General features: G+C 70.2%; 15 protein-coding genes. 6 read left to right on the forward strand and 9 right to left on the reverse strand.

The window, feature by feature from the left end; all coding sequences use genetic code 11:
* Positions 1 to 12: 12 nt before the first annotated feature.
* Positions 13 to 729 (forward strand): gamma-glutamyl-gamma-aminobutyrate hydrolase family protein, encoded by a 717-nt coding sequence (locus ABD378_RS36000; protein ID WP_344528148.1) that lies wholly within the window; start codon positions 13 to 15, stop codon positions 727 to 729.
* A gap of 250 nt (positions 730 to 979) precedes the next feature.
* On the opposite strand, the gene ABD378_RS36005 is transcribed toward ABD378_RS36000, so the two are convergent.
* Entirely contained in the window at positions 980 to 1,927 is a 948-nt protein-coding gene (locus tag ABD378_RS36005) for a LysR family transcriptional regulator (protein ID WP_344528150.1), read from the reverse strand.
* 70 nt (positions 1,928 to 1,997) lie between these two features.
* Between ABD378_RS36005 and ABD378_RS36010 the strand changes: the two genes are divergently transcribed.
* Complete coding sequence (locus ABD378_RS36010; RefSeq protein ID WP_344528152.1) at positions 1,998 to 3,146, forward strand: TDT family transporter; 1,149 nt, start codon at positions 1,998 to 2,000, stop codon at positions 3,144 to 3,146.
* Here the strand turns inward: ABD378_RS36010 and ABD378_RS36015 are convergent.
* The 5 genes from ABD378_RS36015 to ABD378_RS36035 all read right to left on the reverse strand — a co-directional run bounded on the left by ABD378_RS36015 (position 3,115) and on the right by ABD378_RS36035 (position 9,420).
* Positions 3,115 to 3,828 carry a helical backbone metal receptor gene (locus ABD378_RS36015; RefSeq protein ID WP_344528176.1) on the reverse strand — a complete coding sequence of 238 codons (714 nt, stop codon included), beginning with the start codon at positions 3,826 to 3,828 and terminating at the stop codon, positions 3,115 to 3,117. The genes ABD378_RS36010 and ABD378_RS36015 overlap by 32 nt on opposite strands.
* A 21-nt stretch (positions 3,829 to 3,849) precedes the next feature.
* On the reverse strand, positions 3,850 to 4,422 hold the full coding sequence (locus ABD378_RS36020; protein WP_344528154.1) for a helix-turn-helix domain-containing protein: 573 nt from the start codon (positions 4,420 to 4,422) through the stop codon (positions 3,850 to 3,852).
* 105 nt (positions 4,423 to 4,527) lie between these two features.
* Positions 4,528 to 5,508: a hypothetical protein gene (locus tag ABD378_RS36025; protein WP_344528156.1), complete on the reverse strand. Its 981-nt coding sequence runs from the start codon at positions 5,506 to 5,508 to the stop codon at positions 4,528 to 4,530.
* Between the two features lie 146 nt (positions 5,509 to 5,654).
* On the reverse strand, positions 5,655 to 8,267 hold the full coding sequence (locus ABD378_RS36030; protein ID WP_344528158.1) for an ABC transporter permease/substrate binding protein: 2,613 nt from the start codon (positions 8,265 to 8,267) through the stop codon (positions 5,655 to 5,657).
* Complete coding sequence (locus ABD378_RS36035) at positions 8,260 to 9,420, reverse strand: quaternary amine ABC transporter ATP-binding protein (protein ID WP_344528160.1); 1,161 nt, start codon at positions 9,418 to 9,420, stop codon at positions 8,260 to 8,262. Before ABD378_RS36035 ends, ABD378_RS36030 begins: the two co-directional genes overlap by 8 nt.
* A 322-nt stretch (positions 9,421 to 9,742) precedes the next feature.
* Here ABD378_RS36035 and ABD378_RS36040 point away from each other — a divergent pair, with 322 nt between their 5' ends.
* Together ABD378_RS36040 and ABD378_RS36045 are read left to right on the forward strand one after the other, a co-directional pair.
* On the forward strand, positions 9,743 to 10,648 hold the full coding sequence (locus ABD378_RS36040) for a 5'-3' exonuclease (RefSeq protein WP_344528178.1): 906 nt from the start codon (positions 9,743 to 9,745) through the stop codon (positions 10,646 to 10,648).
* An 86-nt stretch (positions 10,649 to 10,734) separates the two neighbouring features.
* Positions 10,735 to 11,586 (forward strand): siderophore-interacting protein, encoded by an 852-nt coding sequence (locus ABD378_RS36045; RefSeq protein WP_344528162.1) that lies wholly within the window; start codon positions 10,735 to 10,737, stop codon positions 11,584 to 11,586.
* A 29-nt stretch (positions 11,587 to 11,615) separates the two neighbouring features.
* Here ABD378_RS36045 and ABD378_RS36050 read toward each other — a convergent pair whose 3' ends face one another.
* The 3 genes from ABD378_RS36050 to ABD378_RS36060 form a co-directional block, all read right to left on the reverse strand.
* Positions 11,616 to 12,392 carry an ABC transporter permease gene (locus ABD378_RS36050; RefSeq protein ID WP_344528164.1) on the reverse strand — a complete coding sequence of 259 codons (777 nt, stop codon included), beginning with the start codon at positions 12,390 to 12,392 and terminating at the stop codon, positions 11,616 to 11,618.
* On the reverse strand, positions 12,389 to 13,420 hold the full coding sequence (locus ABD378_RS36055; RefSeq protein ID WP_344528166.1) for an ATP-binding cassette domain-containing protein: 1,032 nt from the start codon (positions 13,418 to 13,420) through the stop codon (positions 12,389 to 12,391). Before ABD378_RS36055 ends, ABD378_RS36050 begins: the two co-directional genes overlap by 4 nt.
* A 231-nt stretch (positions 13,421 to 13,651) precedes the next feature.
* On the reverse strand, positions 13,652 to 14,320 hold the full coding sequence (locus ABD378_RS36060) for a PadR family transcriptional regulator (protein ID WP_344528168.1): 669 nt from the start codon (positions 14,318 to 14,320) through the stop codon (positions 13,652 to 13,654).
* A gap of 137 nt (positions 14,321 to 14,457) precedes the next feature.
* Between ABD378_RS36060 and ABD378_RS36065 the strand changes: the two genes are divergently transcribed.
* Together ABD378_RS36065 and ABD378_RS36070 are read left to right on the forward strand one after the other, a co-directional pair.
* Complete coding sequence (locus tag ABD378_RS36065) at positions 14,458 to 15,063, forward strand: GNAT family N-acetyltransferase (protein WP_344528170.1); 606 nt, start codon at positions 14,458 to 14,460, stop codon at positions 15,061 to 15,063.
* A 67-nt stretch (positions 15,064 to 15,130) separates the two neighbouring features.
* On the forward strand, positions 15,131 to 16,093 hold the full coding sequence (locus ABD378_RS36070; RefSeq protein WP_386545716.1) for an RluA family pseudouridine synthase: 963 nt from the start codon (positions 15,131 to 15,133) through the stop codon (positions 16,091 to 16,093).
* The last annotated feature ends 69 nt before the right edge of the window (positions 16,094 to 16,162 follow it).

Below are 16,162 nucleotides of genomic sequence, written 5' to 3' on the forward strand. Positions count from 1 at the left end.
GAGGAGACGAGGGTGAGCGCGACCACCGGCCGACCACTGATCGGCGTCAGCACCTACCTGGAGTCGAAGGCGAGCTGGGGCGTGTGGGAACTGCCCGCGGCGCTGCTCCCCGCCGGATACCCGCGCCTGGTGCAGGCGGCGGGCGGTCTCACCGCGATGCTTCCGCCGGACGATCCTTCGTACGCGGATGAAGTCGTCGCCAGGCTCGACGGCGTGGTCATCGCGGGCGGGCCCGATGTCGAGCCGGTCCGTTACGGCTCGGAGCGTGGGGAGCGTACAGGCCCGCCCGCGCGGGAGCGGGACGCGTGGGAACTCGCGCTGATCGAGGCGGCGTTGGCGTCGGGGACGCCGCTGCTCGGCATCTGCCGGGGCATGCAGCTGCTCAACGTGGCTCTGGGGGGCACGCTGGTGCAGCACATGGAGGGCCATGTGGAGGCGGTGGGTGTCTTCGGCACGCACGAGGTGAAGCCGGTGGCGGGCACGCTGTACTCGTCCATCGCGCCGGTCGCGTCGGCCGTCCCCACCTATCACCACCAGGCGGTGGACCGCCTGGGCCGGGACCTGATCGTGTCGGCCCACGCGGAGGACGGCACGGTGGAGGCGGTGGAACTGCCGTCCGGGGCCTGGGTGCTGGGCGTGCAGTGGCACCCGGAGATGGGTGAGGACCTCCGGGTCATGTCGGCACTGGTCCGCGCGGCCAGGCCTTCGGCGGGCGGGGGGATTGCCTGAGCCTCGCCGCTCCGCGCCGCGAGGTCCGCCCTCCGGCCGGGGGTACACCTCCCCCCACGCCCTCCCCGCACCCCGGGGTATTTCCTCCGGCAGGACCTCTCCCTCCCACCCGCCCATTACCCCGCGGGACAACGGGCGGGTGGGAGAGCCCGCCGCTCACGAGGGACGGTAATCGGGCAGGTGGGCGGGAAAGCATTCGCCGGAGGCGGGGCAGGCATTCGCCCCCCCGGGGCGCAGAAGACCCCGCCGGTCAGAGGGACCCCGCCCGAGTGAGCGACAGCAGGTCCCGCGCAGGCCCAGTAGGCCGATGCCCCGTGGGCCACACCGCCCGGAGGGCCCGCCGCAGCTGAACCCCCTCCAGGGGGATCCTCACCAGGCGCCGAGCCGACAGCTCCTCGCCCACCGCAAGCTCACTCAGCACCGCGGGCCCGGCCCCGTTCACCGCCGACGCCTTCACCGCGGTGGTGGACGACAGCTCGATCAGCGGGCGGGCGAGGCCGCCCAGAGCCGCGTCCAGGACCTGCCGCGTCCCCGAACCCTCCTCCCGGAGAATCAGCGGGGTAGCCGCCAACTCCGCCGCCCCCAGCGGCTTCCGGCGCCGCGCCCAGGGATGGCCCGGCGCCGTGACGACGATCAGGCTGTCGTGGGCGATGACCGCGGAGTCCAGGCCGGTCGACACCGCGAGCCCCTCGACGAAGCCGAGGTCCGCATCGCCCGCCAGGAGCCGCTCCGCGACCGCGGTCGAGTTGCCCGCCGTCAACGAAACCGCCGTGTCCGGCCGCTGCGTCCGCAGCGCGATCAGCCAGCCCGGCAGCAGGTACTCGGCGATCGTCATGCTCGCCGCGACCCGCAGCCGCGAGTCCCGCCGGTCCCGCAACGCCTGCGCGCCCGCGTCGAACGCCTCCGCCGCCTCCACGATCCGCCGCGCCCAGTCCGTGACGAGCGCCCCCGCGTCCGTGAGCCGCGATCCGCGCGGCGACCTGTCGACCAGCGCGACCCCGAGCTGCCGCTCCATCGACCGGATGCGGCTGCTCGCGGCGGGCTGCGTGATGCCCAGTTCCTTCGCGGCCCGCCCCAGGCTGCCGAGCCGCGCCACGGCGAGCAGCAGCTCGAGCGCCCCGAGGTCCGGCACCCGATGCGCGAGCGGCGCCCCCGGCGACGTATCGGACACACCGGCGGAACCAGAAGACGTACCCATAAGCCCAGGTTATGCCCTCATATGAAGATGCCTCCTGGTGGGGGGCCCGGCGAAGGGAGACCGTGGACGCATGGTCACCGTCGCCCACCCGCAGGCACCCTTGAACACCACCACGTCCCCCAGCTCCGGCACCACCCGCACCACCCGCATCACCCTCGCCACCCGGCACCTCGGCCCGAACTGGTACGCCACCGTCATGGGCACGGCGATCATCGCCGGCGCGGGCGCGACCCTGCCGGTCCACGTCCCCGGCCTGCGGACCGCCTGCACCGTGGTCTGGGCGTTCTCCCTGCTCATGCTGGCCGCGCTCATCGGCGCACGGACCCTGCACTGGATCCACCACCGCGACCAGGCCCGCGCCCATCTCCTGGACCCCTCCGTCGCCCCCTTCTACGGCTGTCTCTCCATGGCCCTGCTCGCGGTCGGCGGCGGCGCTCTGCTCGTGGGCGAGGACTGGATCGGGACGAGCGCGGCGGTCGCGCTCGACGCCGTGCTCTTCGTCGCCGGTACGGCCATCGGCCTCGCGGCGGCCGTCGCGATCCCGTACCTGATGGTGGTGAAGCACCGCATCACTCCGGGCCAGGCATCGCCCGTCTGGCTGCTGCCCCTGGTGGCGCCCATGGTCTCCGCCGCACTCGGCCCCCTCCTCGTGCCCCACCTCCCGGCAGGCCAGGCCCAGGAGACGCTGCTCTTCGCCTGCTTCGCGATGTTCGGCCTGAGCCTGCTCGCCACCCTGGTGATGCTGCCGATGATCTTCGCCCGCCTGCTGACCGGCGACCCGTTCCCCCTCGCGCTCACGCCGACGCTCTTCCTGGTGCTCGGCCCCCTGGGCCAGTCGACGACAGCCGTGAACAAGTTCGCCGACACGGCAGCGGCGGGCGTCGTCCCCGCCCCCTACGACCAGGGCTTCGCCGTCTTCGCCGTGCTCTACGGCGTCCCGGTGATGGGCTTCGCCCTGCTGTGGCTTGCGCTCGCGGGCGCGATGGTGGTGCGGGCCCGGCGCCGGGGCATGGGCTTCGCAATGACCTGGTGGGCGTTCACCTTCCCCGTCGGCACCTGCGTCACGGGCGCCGAGGGCCTGGGCAAGCACACCGGCCTCGCGGTCTACGACTGGCTGGCGGTCGCCCTGTACGCCCTGCTGGTGACAGCCTGGGCGGTGGCCCTCACGCAGACGCTGCGCGGACTGATCAACGGCAAGCTGCTCGCAGCGCCGCGCTGAGTGTGGCGGGGGCCTGCGCCAGTGACGGGCCGTACCACGTGAGGTGGCGGCCGCTGACGAGGGCCGAGGGGACGGTGAACTCCTCGGGGCCGTCCTCGCGGGTGAAGCGGTACGGCTCGTCGGGCAGGATCATCAAGTCCGCGCCCGCGGCCCGCAGTTCCTCGACCGGAATACGCGGATAGCGCTCGGCGTGCGTCGCGTACGCGTTGTCGACGCCGAGGCGCCGCAGCAGGTCCCCGGCGAACGTGTCGCGGCCGAGCACCATCCAGGGGCGGCGCCAGATGGGGATCACCGCCTTCAACCGGGCTTCGGGTGCGGGCAGTTGCCCCCACGCCGACTCGGCCTCGTCCAGCCACCCGGGGCGCCCCGCCCCACAGGCGGCAAGCACCCGGGCCAGCTCGCGGAAGGCGTCCGGCAGGTCGCGTACCTCCGTCACCAGGACCTGGATCCCCGCCGCTCGCAGCTCCGCGAGGTCCGGCGCGCGGTTCTCCTCCTCGTTGGCGATCACCAGGTCCGGGGCGAGGCCGATGATCCCGCGCACGTCAGGGTTCTTCGTGCCGCCGACGCGGACGACGTCCAGGTCCTCCGGATGGCTGCACCACTCCGTGGCCCCCACCAGCGCTCCCGGCACACTGACCGCGACCGCCTCGGTCAGCGAGGGCACCAGCGAGATCACCCGCACTCCGGTCACCGTGAGACCCCCTCAGCGCCGCGAGCCGTCCAGGGCCTCGATGTGATCGCCGACGGCCACGACAAGGACCTGGCTGTCCGGCACGGTCGCCCGCCACCGGTGGCGCACCCCGCCCGTCAGATACAGGCTGTCGCCCCGCCCGAGGCGGTACGCCCTGCCCTCCGCCTCGACCTCGACGGCGCCGCCCACCACGTACATCAACTCGTCGTTGCGGTGCTGGAACTCGCGTCCCTCGTCGTGGTCGCCGGTGAACTCGATGGCGTGCAGCTGGTGGTGGCCGCGCACCAGATTGCGCACGCGGGCGTCAGGGGCGGAATTCTCGACGTCCCCCTCCTCGGCGCGCATCAGGTCGACCGTGCACGCGGGGTCCGCGGCGGCCAGCAGTTCGACGTCGGTCGTCAGGAGGGCGTCGGCGACCCGCTGCAGGGAACGCCTGCTGGGCCGCGCCCGCTCGTTCTCGACCTGGCTCAGGAAGGGCACCGAGAGACCGCTGCGCTCGGCCACCACGGCGAGGGTGAGCTCCAGCTGCCGGCGGCGGCGCCGCACGGCCGAGCCCACCCGGAGGGTTTCCTTTTGCTCGTCCATCGCCTCGGCTCCCTTCTGCGCGTCGGTCCACTCTCACCCCTGTTGGGTTTTCTGCACCCTACGCATGTTCGCCAAACGGTTTTGCCCCGTTGCGAGGACCGCCATCTACAGCTTGTGCCAGTAGACAAGCTGCCCCGCCTCTCCGGGGGCCGCTCCCTCCCCCGGTATGAACAGGCTGACCAGCAAGGCAGGCCTGCCCCGCGGGTCGGTGAGGAGCGTCGCCGACGGATTGGCGAAGGCGCGGCTTCCGCCGTGCGTGGAGATGGCGAGACGGTCCGCCCGGCCGCTCACGGGGTCGTACGCGTACGTCCGCCAGCTTCCGAAGTCGCCCCGCCACCGCTGTCCCTCCACGAGGAGCATCCGCTGCCCGTCGAGCTCGACGGGGGCCCGGTCCCCGAGGTTCCCGCCGTTGCCCCACGTCTGCAGCGCCCGGTCGAGCCGCCGGTCGGGCGCCGCGTGCCAGTCGCGGAATCCGGTGAGGGTGGCGCGCAGCTGGCGGTCGGTGTCGCAGTCGGCGCGGTAGTGCCCGGTGAGCTCGATCGTGTTCCCGCGTACTTCGGTGATGCTGGGCGTGCCCTCGGCGCACCGCGAGAGGGTGCGCGGCGCGTCGTAGGCCCGCGACGGGCGCCCGTCGAGCAGCGCCGCCTCGTCGGCGTACCCGCGTACGGCGATGTGGTTCCTCGGGTCCTTCTCGTAGGCGAGGACGTACCCGCCGCGCCCGTCACCGGCGAGCGACGCCTGATGGGTTCCGGGCCCGAAGTCGTGCCGCCGGTGCCAGTGCCGCAGATCGGTGGAGGTGGCGACGGCGGCATGGAAGCGGCCGTCGTCCAGAAGGGTGTGGTAAACGGCCAGATATGTGCCGTCGGGGCTCTGCGCGATCTGCGCGGCGTCCATGGTGCGGCCGGTGTGGTCCCGCGTGTCGTAGCGGTGGCCGTCCGCGGCGGTCACGTCGTCGGCGAGGGCGGCCAGACGCGCGGTGGCGGCGGAGGCCGGTGCGGAACTCGCGTTCGCCAGATGCGCAAGGAGCAGCGCACCGGCGAGGGCGAGAGCCACGGCGAGCAGGAGGCGGGGCGTACGGACGGTCACAGGGCGGACTTACGTTCGAGCGGCGGGGAGGCTGCCCAGCCTAGGGAGCGGGGGTGCCCCCGGGAACGCCCCGAGGGGTGGGCTTCGCCACAAGGCGAGGCCCACCCCTCGGTGGTGCATCAGCGGTGAAGAGCCAATACTGCGAGCTATGACTGCGGAGTCATCTTCTGCTCGAAGCCCGGGTTCTTCTTCAGCCACGAGTCGACGGCCTTGGGCTCATTGCCCTTGCCCGCCTTGTTGATCTCGTTCTCGAGGCTTGCCAGTTCCTTCTCGCTCATCTTGAAGTCCTTGAGCCACTTCGTGAGCTGCGGGTACTGCTTCGGGAACTCCTTGCTGGAGATCGTCCGAATCGTGTCGCCCTTGCCGAAGCCGACCTTGGGGTCCTTCAGCTTGGTGAGCTTGTACTCGTTGTACGCCCAGTGCGGCGACCAGAGCAGGACCGCGACCGGCTCCTTCTTGGCGTACGCCGACTTCAGCTCGGAGAGCATCGCGGGCGTCGAACCGGAGACGATCTTGTACTCCTTGTCCAGGCCGTAGCCCGGCAGGACCTTGTCCTTGAGCGCCGTCATCACGCCCGTGCCGGGCTCGATGCCGATGATCTTGCCCTTGAACTTGTCGCCCTTGCCCTTGAGGTCCTCGAGCGACTTCACGTCCTTGACGTAGGACGGGACGGCGATCTCCAGGGACGTCGGGCTGTACCACGAGCCCAGGTCCTTGAGGTTCGCCTTGTTCTTCTCCCAGTACTGCTTCTGGGCGGTGGGCAGCCAGGCGTCGAGGTCCAGGTCGAGGTCGCCCTGTGCGAGAGCGGTGTAGACCGGGCCGACGTCGGACGGCGTCAGCTTCATCTTGTAGCCGCGCTTCTCCAGGACACGCTTCCAGAGATTGGTGACGGCGATGTTCTCGTCCCACGCGAAGTACGCGGCGTTCAGCGGACGCTTCGCCTCGGCGGGGGTGGAGTTCTTCGGCAGCGGGGCCAGCTTGTCGACGACGCCCGGGTTCTTCTTCAGCCAGGCCTTGACGGCTTCCTGCTGCTTGCCCTTGCCCGCCTTGTTGATCTCCGCCTCAAGACTCGTGAGCTGCTTCTCGCTCATCTTGAAGTCCTTGAGCCACTTCGCGACCTGCGGGTTCTCCTTGGAGAAGCCCTTGCGCGCAAGGCTGTGCACGCCGTCGCCCTTGCCCCAGGCGCCCTTCGGGTCCTTGAGCTTCTTCAGGTCGAAGTCGCTGTAGGCCCAGTGCGGCGACCAGAGCGTGGTGACGATCGGTTCCTTCTTGGCGTACGCGCGCTTCAGCTCGGCCAGCATCGCCGGGGTGGAGCCGTCGACGACCTTGTACTCCTTGTCGAGGCCGTACTCCTTGAGGACCTTGTCCTTGAGCAGCCCCATCATTCCGGCGCTCGGCTCGATGCCGACGATCTTGCCCTTGAACTGGCCGCTCTTGCCCTTGAGGTCCTCGAGCGAGTCGACGCCCTTCACGTACGAGGGCACGGAGAGCTCGAGCGAGGTCGGGCCGAACCACGAGCCCATGTCCTCGAGCTTGCTGCCGTACTTCTTCCAGTACGCGGCGTGCGTCGTCGGCAGCCAGGAGTCGGTCTGGAAGTCGATGCTGCCCTGCGAGAGCGAGGTGTAGAGCGGGCCCGCCTCGAGCTGCTTGGTCTGCGGCTTGAAGCCGCGCTGCTCCAGGATCTCCTTCCAGAGGAAGGTGGAGGCCACGCCCTCGTCCCAGGGGATGTAGCCGATGTTGATTTCCTTGCCCTGGCCGACGTTCTTCCCGTCGGTGGCTGAGTTCTCGGACTTCGAACCGCCGAAAGCGCCCATGCCGCCCGCGACGAGCGCGAGCACGACCACGCCGATGACCGCGACCGCGGCCTGCGGGCGGTAGTTCCAGATGTTCAGGCCCTGCGCCGCACGCAGCTTCGCGACGGCGCGACGGCCCAGCGGGGAGACCTGGGTGCCCAGCGAGCTGGTCATCCGGTCCAGGTAGATCGCCAGGATGACAATGGCGACGCCCGCCTCGGAGCCGAGACCGACGTTCAGCTGGCCGATGGCCTCGTTGACGTCGGCGCCCAGGCCCTCCGTGCCGACCATGCCCGCGATGGCGGCCATGGACAGGCCCAGCATGATGACCTGGTTGACACCGGCCATGATCGTGGGAAGGGCGAGCGGCAGCTGGACGCGCAGCAGGATGTTGCGCGGCGTGGTGCCGAACGCGTCCGCGGCCTCGACCAGTTCCTTGTCGACCTGGCGGATGCCCAGCTCCGTCATGCGGACGCCGGGGGCCAGGGCGAAGATCAGGGTGGCGACGATGCCCGCGGGGGCGCCCATCCCGAAGAAGAGGATGGCGGGGATGAGGTAGATCATCGCCGGCAGCGTCTGCATGAAGTCGAGCACCGGGCGGACGATGCCGCTGACCGTGCTCGACCGCGCAGCCCAGATGCCCACGGGCACGGAGATGACAAGCGCGATGATCGTCGACACGAGCACCAGGGCCAGCGTCATCATCGCGTGGTCCCACAGTTCGAGGGAGACGATGAACGCGAAGCCCGCGAAGGTCAGCACACCGGCGACCACACCGCGCAGCCAGAAGGCGACGACGGCGAAGATGCCCGCGAGGATCAGCGGCTCGGGCGCCTGGAGCACGTCGGCTATGCCGTCGTAGGCGCCCTGGAAGACGGTCTTGAAGAAGTCGAACAGCCAGGCCATGTGGCTGAGCAGCCAGTCGACACTGTCGTTGACCCACTCGCCGAAGGGAATCCTAGGCACCGCTGACCACCTTGCCCACGGCCTGCTCGCCGTTGTCCTGCGTCTTCTGGAGCGGGACGGAGGCGTCCTGCGGCTCGTTCTCGGGGGTCATCGGCTCGCCGAGCACCGCGAGCAGTCGCGCCCGCGGCACGACACCGATGAGCGCGCCCTCGTCGTCGGTCACCGCGACGGCCACATCGCTGGTGGAGCACGGCGTGAACAGCTCGATGATCGGGGTCTCGGCCTTGACCGTGGCGGGGGCCGCCGACAGCACGTCCTGTGCGGTCGTCAGCTCCTTGCCCTCGGGCGTCTTCGTGCCGAACACGGTCTCGGGCTCGGCCATGATCGCGCCCGCCGTGAGGACACGGGAGCGGTCGACGTCCTGCGTGAACGCGGCGACGTAGTCATTGGCCGGGGTGACGAGGATGTCCTCGGCGTTGCCGATCTGGACGATCTCGCCGTCGCGCATGACGGCGATCTGGTCGCCCAGGCGCATGGCCTCGTTCAGGTCGTGGGTGATGAAGACGATGGTCTTCTTCAGCCGCTTCTGGAGTTCGAGGAGCTGGTCCTGCATGTCGCGGCGGATCAGCGGGTCGAGCGCGCTGAACGACTCGTCCATGAGGAGCAGGTCCGCGTCGGTCGCGAGCGCGCGGGCCAGGCCCACGCGCTGCTGCATACCGCCGGAGAGCTCGTCGGGCCAGGACTTCTCCCAGCCCTTGAGCCCGGCGAGTTCGAGCGCCACCGTGGCGCGCTCCTCGCGCTCGGCACGCGGCACACCCTGCACCTCGAGGCCGTAGCCGGCGTTCTCGAGGACGCTGCGGTGCGGGAAGAGCGCGAAGTGCTGGAAGACCATGCTGATCTTCTTGGAGCGCACCTCGCGCAGCTCACGGGCGCTGAGACCGGTCAGATCCTGACCGTCGAAGAGCACCTGTCCGGCCGTTGGTTCCGACAGACCGTTGAGCATGCGCAGCAACGTGGACTTGCCGGATCCGGAGAGACCCATGACGACGAAGATCTGGCCCGGCTCAACCGTGAAGGAAGCATCGATCACCGCGGCAGTGGTGCCCTCGGCGCGCAGCTCCTCTCGGTCGGTTCCGTGGCGGAGTTTCTCCACCGCGTCAGCGGGTCGTCTGCCGAACACCTTGTACAGGTGTTCGGCTTGCAGCCTGGACACATACACCTCTCGGGTTGAACCAAGACGGCCCGCCTCCCCCGCCGGCGGGCCGTGGAGCGACGCGAGTTCTGCCCGCTTATTTACCCGGTGAAATAGTTGAATCCTCGACCGGAGGCGCTCCGGCTCGGCGCCTGCCCCCTCATACACTGATCAAACGCAAGAGTGTTCCAGTTCACATACCATTCACTTTTGGCGACCGGAACATGGCGTGATCCGGCCCCTGCCCACCGGGGCGGAAACAATGTCTTGACGGGTCCGGTGACGGTGCGCTGTCAGTGCGGTGCGGCATGATGCGAAGGTGACTCAGCGAACGCGGCGGCTCATGCTGCTCGACACGGCGTCCTTGTACTACCGGGCCTATTTCGGGGTCCCCGATTCCGTGAAGGCCCCGGACGGCACTTCGGTCAACGCGGTGCGCGGTCTGCTCGACTTCATCGCCCGGCTCGTCCAGGACCACCGCCCGGACGACCTGGTCGCCTGCATGGACGCGGACTGGCGCCCGCACTGGCGGGTCGAGCTGATCCCGTCGTACAAGGCGCATCGCGTCGCCGAGGAGGTCGAGCAGGGCCCGGACACGGAGGAGACCCCGGACACCCTCTCCCCGCAGGTCCCGATCATCGAGGACGTCCTGGACGCACTCGGCATCGCCCGCGTCGGCGTGCCGTCGTACGAGGCCGATGACGTGATCGGCACCTACGCCGGCCGCGCCACGGGCCCGGTCGACATCGTCACCGGCGACCGCGACCTCTATCAGCTGGTCGACGACGAACGCGGCGTCCGCGTCCTCTACCCCCTCAAGGGCGTCGGCTCCCTCCAGCTCACGGACGAGGCCTGGCTCCGCGAGAAGTACGGAGTGGACGGCTCCGGCTATGTCGACCTGGCCCTGCTGCGCGGCGACCCGAGCGACGGCCTGCCCGGCGTGCCCGGCATTGGCGAGAAGACAGCGGCCAAGCTGCTCGACGCGTACGGAAATCTGGCCGGAATCATGGCCGCGGTGGACGACCCGATGAGCAAGCTGACGCCCTCTCAGCGCAAGCGGCTCAACGAATCCCGCGCCTATGTGGCCGTCGCGCCGACGGTCGTCCGCGTCGCGGGCGACGTACCGCTGCCGGACGTCGACCTCGCGCTGCCCGCCGAGCCCCGCGATCCCGCGGCCCTGGACGAGCTGGCCGCGCGGTGGAACCTCGGCGGTGCGCTGAAGCGGTTGCTCACGACTCTCGAAGCCTGAGGACTCTCCAAGGCTGAGGACTCTCCTGGGCTGAGGTGTTAGCTTAGGTAAGCCTAAGCAACATTTGATCAGGGGAGGCCGCCGCCATGGCAGAACGTCCGGCACGCAAGGCACCGAAGATTCACGTCGCGCAGGTGGTGCGCACCGAGCGACTCACCCCGCACATGCAGCGCGTGGTCCTGGGCGGCGACGGCCTCGCCGAGTTCACGGCGGGCGACTCCACCGATCACTACGTGAAGCTGCTCTTCGACGCCGATGGCGTGACCTATCCGGAGCCCTTCGACATCCAGCGGATCCGCGAGGAGTTCCCTCGCGACCAGTGGCCCGTGACGCGGACATACACGGTGCGCTCCTGGGACCCGCAGACCCGCGAGCTCGCCGTCGACTTCGTCATCCACGGCGACGAGGGCCTGGCAGGACCGTGGGCCAAGCGCGTACAGCCGGGCACCACGGTCCGCTTCCTCGGCCCGGGCGGTGGGTACGCCCCGGACGCCGAGGCCGACTGGCACCTGATCGCCGGTGACGAGAGCGCGCTGCCCGCCATCGCCGCCGCCCTCGAGGCACTGCCCGAGGGCGCCAAGGCGTACGCCTTCGTGGAGGTCGCCGACGCGGACGAGGAGCAGAAGGTCAGCTCGGTCGCGGAGATCGAGTGGCTGCACCGCGGCGAGCGCCCCGTGGGCGAGGCGCTCGTCGAGGCCGTACGCTCCCTCGACTTCCCGGCGGGCGACGTGCAGGCGTTCGTGCACGGCGAGGCCGGTTTCGTGAAGGAGCTCCGCCGCTACCTCCGCGTGGAGCGCGAGGTGCCGCGCGAGCGCCTCTCGATCTCCGGCTACTGGCGCCTCGGCCACAACGAGGACGGCTGGCAGGCCTCCAAGCGTGACTGGAACGCGCAGGTGGAGGCGGAGCAGGAGACGCCCGCGGCGGCGACCGGCTCCTGAACCCGCCTCCCCTCAAGGGGATGTGTCCGCTAGACCGACTTCTGGTACGCCCTGAAAGTACGGGTCGAGAGCCACACCGCGAGGACGGTCAGCGCGAGCAGCGCCCCGCCCCGGCCGAGCACCTGGCCCCAGTCGGGCTCGGCCGACATCGCCGAACGGCCCGCGACCATCGCCCAGTTGAGCGGATTGAAGTCGGCGAGGTGCCGCATCCACGACGGCATCTGCGCCGGCGCCATGAACGCCGACGACAGGAACGTCAGCGGCAGCAGCAGGAACGTGTTGATGCCGATGATCGACTCGCGCTGGCGCACCAGCATGCCCAGCGCGTTGGAGAACGCGCCGAACACCGCACCGAGCAGCACGGCGGCGACGATCAGTATCGCGACACCGCCGACGCCACCGGGATACCCGGCCCCGCCGAGCATGCCGAGCAGAACGATGATCACGGACTGCAGGGCGGTACTGATGCCGTTGTGCACGATGTTGGCGTTCATCAGCGCGCCCCTGCTGACCGGCGTGGTCAGAAAGCGGTTGAGCGTGCCGCGCTCGATCTCTTCGAGCGTGCCCATGCCCGCCCACATGCTGGAGCTGAGCGCGCTCATCACCACGACGCCCGGTACGAGGTAGTCGAGATAGGACGTGGTGCCGAAGCCGCCGAGCTCGACGACCTTCTTGAAGAGATTGCCGAACAGGAACAGCCAGACGACCGGCTGGATCAGCGTGATCAGGAGATACGCGGGCTGCCGTACGAACGCCGTCAGTTGACGCTGCGTCATGAACCAGGTCTGGGTGAGGGCCTCACTCATCGGGCACCTCCCGCGGCGGCCAGGGCGGGTTCCGGCGATGCGGCCTGGGCCTCCGAGTAGCGGCGCCCGGCGTACCGCAGATAGACGTCGTCGAGCGAGGGCCGCGCCACGGTGGCCGAGGCCACCGCGGTACCCGCCCGGTCCAGAACGGCGAGCAGCGCGGGCACCGCGGCGGCCCCGTCGTCCGCGCGCACGCTGACGCGGCGCCCTTCGAGCAGCACCTCGTGCACGCCGGACACCCCGGACAGCGCACCCGTCAGGAGGGTGCGGCCCGCGGATCCGACCGGCTCGCGCAGCTCCAAGTGCACGGCGTCACCGCGGAGTTCACCCTTCAGCTCGCCCGGTGTGCCCTCGACGACGACATGGCCGCGGTCGACGATGGCGATGCGCTCGGCAAGGCGGTCGGCCTCTTCGAGGTAGTGCGTGGTGAGGAGGATGGTGAGCCCCTCGTCGCCCGCCAGGCGGGCGATCTCGTCCCACATGGCCGTACGCGCCTCGGGGTCGAGACCCGTCGTCGGCTCGTCGAGGAAGAGGACTTCGGGCCGGTGCACCAGGCCGAGCGCGACATCCAGACGCCGCTGCATCCCGCCGGAGTAGCCCTTGACCTGACGCTTGGCCGCATCGGCGAGGGCGAAGCGATCGAGCAGCCCGTCGACGCGCCTGTCCAGCGCCGCTCCCCGCAACCCGTAGAGCCTGCCCTGGAGTTGAAGGTTCTCCCGGCCGGTGGCCATCGGGTCGGCCCCGGACTTCTGGGCGACCACGCCGATCGCGCGGCGCACCCGGCCGGGGTGGCGCAGGACGTCATGGCCCGCGACGGTGGCGGTGCCCGAGTCGGGGCGGGCGAGGGTGGTGAGGATCTTGACGGTGCTGGACTTCCCGGCGCCGTTCGGGCCGAGGAGCCCGAAGACGGTGCCCGGCTCGACCGTGATGTCCATGCCGGTGAGGGCGGTGACGCCGCCCGGATAGGTCTTGACGAGTCGGCGCGCCTGGACCGCGGGCGGCGGCGCGGACGTACTGCTGATGCTCATGACGACAGCTCTCTTCTGCGTGAGCGGTTTCGGGTACGGGGTACGCCGAAGCCGGGTACGGGGTACGCCGGTTTCGGGTACGCCGGGGTACGCCGAGCCGATCCGCGTGAAGAGCGCCGGGCTATCCTTGGTGTGCCGCACCTCGATCGCCTGGCCCGCTTCACGGCAGGTCCGGTCCGGGGTTCGAGACCCTGGCGGGGGCTGCTCCAACAGCTCCCGCCGGGGTCTTTCTCATTGCTTCTTGTCTGCTACGTCCTCCACGCCTCCCGTGTCTTCAAGGACCTGGAATTCGGGCGGGACCTGCCCCGTCTCATGGAAGCTGCGCCACCCGTCGATGCCGCCGAGCTCACCGCTTCTGACCTCGTCGAGGAAGCCGCGGACCCACTCGGCCTGCGCCTCGACCATGTGCAGTTGGTACTCGACCTCCACCAGGAAGACCCGTGGCAGCGTCTCGTACAGCTTGTCCAGCGCCCCACGGGAACTGGCCGCCTGCACCTCCAAGGAGACGACCCGCTCGTCGAGCAGGCGCACCACCTCGTCGGGGGGGATGACCCCCATGAGCGAGAGAGCGGTCTCGAAGATCGGATACTCGCGCGCCGGGACCGCGATCAGGTCGGACAGCCATTCGGTCATCTCCTCCCGACCGGCGTCCGTGATGCCGTACAGGGTCCGCTCGGGCCGGTTGCCCTGCCGCTCCACGTCCGTGACCTCGACGAAGCCGTGCTTCTCCAGGTTCTGGACGACGGTGTACAGCGAGCCGTAGTTGATCTTTGTCGTGGCGTCCTTGCCCTGACGGCGCAGGGTCTGCGCGATCTCGTACGGATGCATGGGCTTCTGGGTGAGCACCACCATCACGGCAAGAGCCAGCGGATTGCCGAGCTTCCGGCGCTTCGCCGCCATCAGACCCACCTCGCTTCCGAATATCCGCACACGAACATATCGCGAGTCCCGGAGCAGGGTCAATACACGATGTATCGCGAATCGGGCGCCCACAAAACCACTACGTGCCGCGGCGTCCCCGCTGACACGATGAGCCCATGCCCTTCAAGATCCCGGACGTCGTCACAGCCGGCACCCTCGCCCACCAGGAGCAGCCGGCCATCCCCGCCCCCGGCGGGCTGATCATCCGCCCCTGGTCGCCCGACGACGCGCCCGCCGTGTACGAGGCGTTCCAGGACCCGGTGCTCCAGCACTGGCACCCCCGCGAGGCCGATTCCGTCGACGAGGCCCGCGGCTGGATCGACGACTGGCGCAAGGCCTGGCCCGAGGAGCGCGACGCGCACTGGGCCGTCGCCGACGCCACGACGGACGAGGTGGTGGGCCGGATCTCGCTGCGCCACATCATGCTCGGCGACGGGCAGGCCGAAGTCGCCTACTGGACCATGCCGTCGGCCCGCGGCCGGGGCATCGCCCCGCGCGCCCTCACGGCGCTGAGCGACTGGGCCTTCGACGAAGCCGGCTTCCATCGCCTGGAACTCACCCATGCCACGGCCAACGAGGCCTCCTGCCGCGTCGCGCTCAAGTCCGGCTTCACGCCGGAGGGCACCAAGCGCAGTGCGGCGCTGCACGCGGACGGCTGGCACGACATGCATCTGCACGCGCGCATCCACGGGGACGGGCCGCACCGGGCCACGGGCTCCTGACCTGGGGAAGGCGGCACCTGGGGAAGACGGCAGGCCGCCCAAGACCGGCCCCGTACTCTTGCCCGTTGTGACCCGTAAGCACCGAATCCCGCCCTCTCCCCTGCCGCAGCGGCGCGGCGTCGACCCCGTGCGGGTCAAGCTGCCGGCCGACGGAGCGTGGGCGACCGTGCGGGATCATCTCGTCGAGCGGCTCAAGGCCGGGCCCGGGGTGATCGACGGGATGCTGCGGGACGGTCTCGTCGTCGGCGTGGACGGGCTCCCCGTGGCGCCGGACGCTCCCTATGTGCCCGGTGCCTTCGTGTGGTTCCACCGGGATCTGCCGGACGAGGTTCCGGTGCCGTACGGCATTGACGTGGTGTACCGCGACGAGCACATCGTCGTCGCCGACAAGCCCCACTTCCTCGCGACCATGCCCCGCGGCAGTCACGTCACCGAGACCGCACTGGCCCGGCTCCGCAGGGAGCTCGGCATCCCCGCGCTCGGCGCCGCGCACCGCCTCGACCGGCTCACCGCGGGGCTGATCCTCTTCACCGTGCGACCCGAGGAACGCGGCGCGTACCAAACGCTGTTCGGAGAGCGGCGGGTGCGCAAGGAGTACGAGGCCGTGGCCGCCCACGACCCCGGAGTCACACTCCCCCGCACCGTGCGCAGCCACATCGTCAAGGAGCGCGGCATCATCGCCGCCTACGAAGTCCCCGGCGCCGAGCCCAACAGCGAGAGCCACGTCGAACTCGCCGAGCACAAGGGCGTGTTGGCGCGCTACCGGCTCACCCCGCACACCGGCCGCACCCACCAGCTGCGGGTACACATGAACGCCCTGGGCCTGCCGATCCTCGGCGATCCGGTCTACCCGCTGGTGACGGGCCCGGTGCCGCCGGACGACTTCCGGCGGCCCCTTCAACTCCTGTCCCGCGTCCTGGAGTTCACGGACCCCGTCACGGGCGCCGACCATCGCTTCGTCAGCGCACGCGAGTTGGGCGCCTGGACCTCGTACGAGAGCTGGGCGAACCCGTCAGCGGGCGGTCAGTAACCCCGCCACCAGGTGACCAGCCTGCGCCACGCCCCCTGCCGCGGCACGGACGCCGCCACCGGCGCGGAG

This window comes from Streptomyces rectiviolaceus (assembly GCF_039533825.1).
Classification (GTDB): Bacteria; Actinomycetota; Actinomycetes; order Streptomycetales; family Streptomycetaceae; genus Streptomyces; species Streptomyces rectiviolaceus.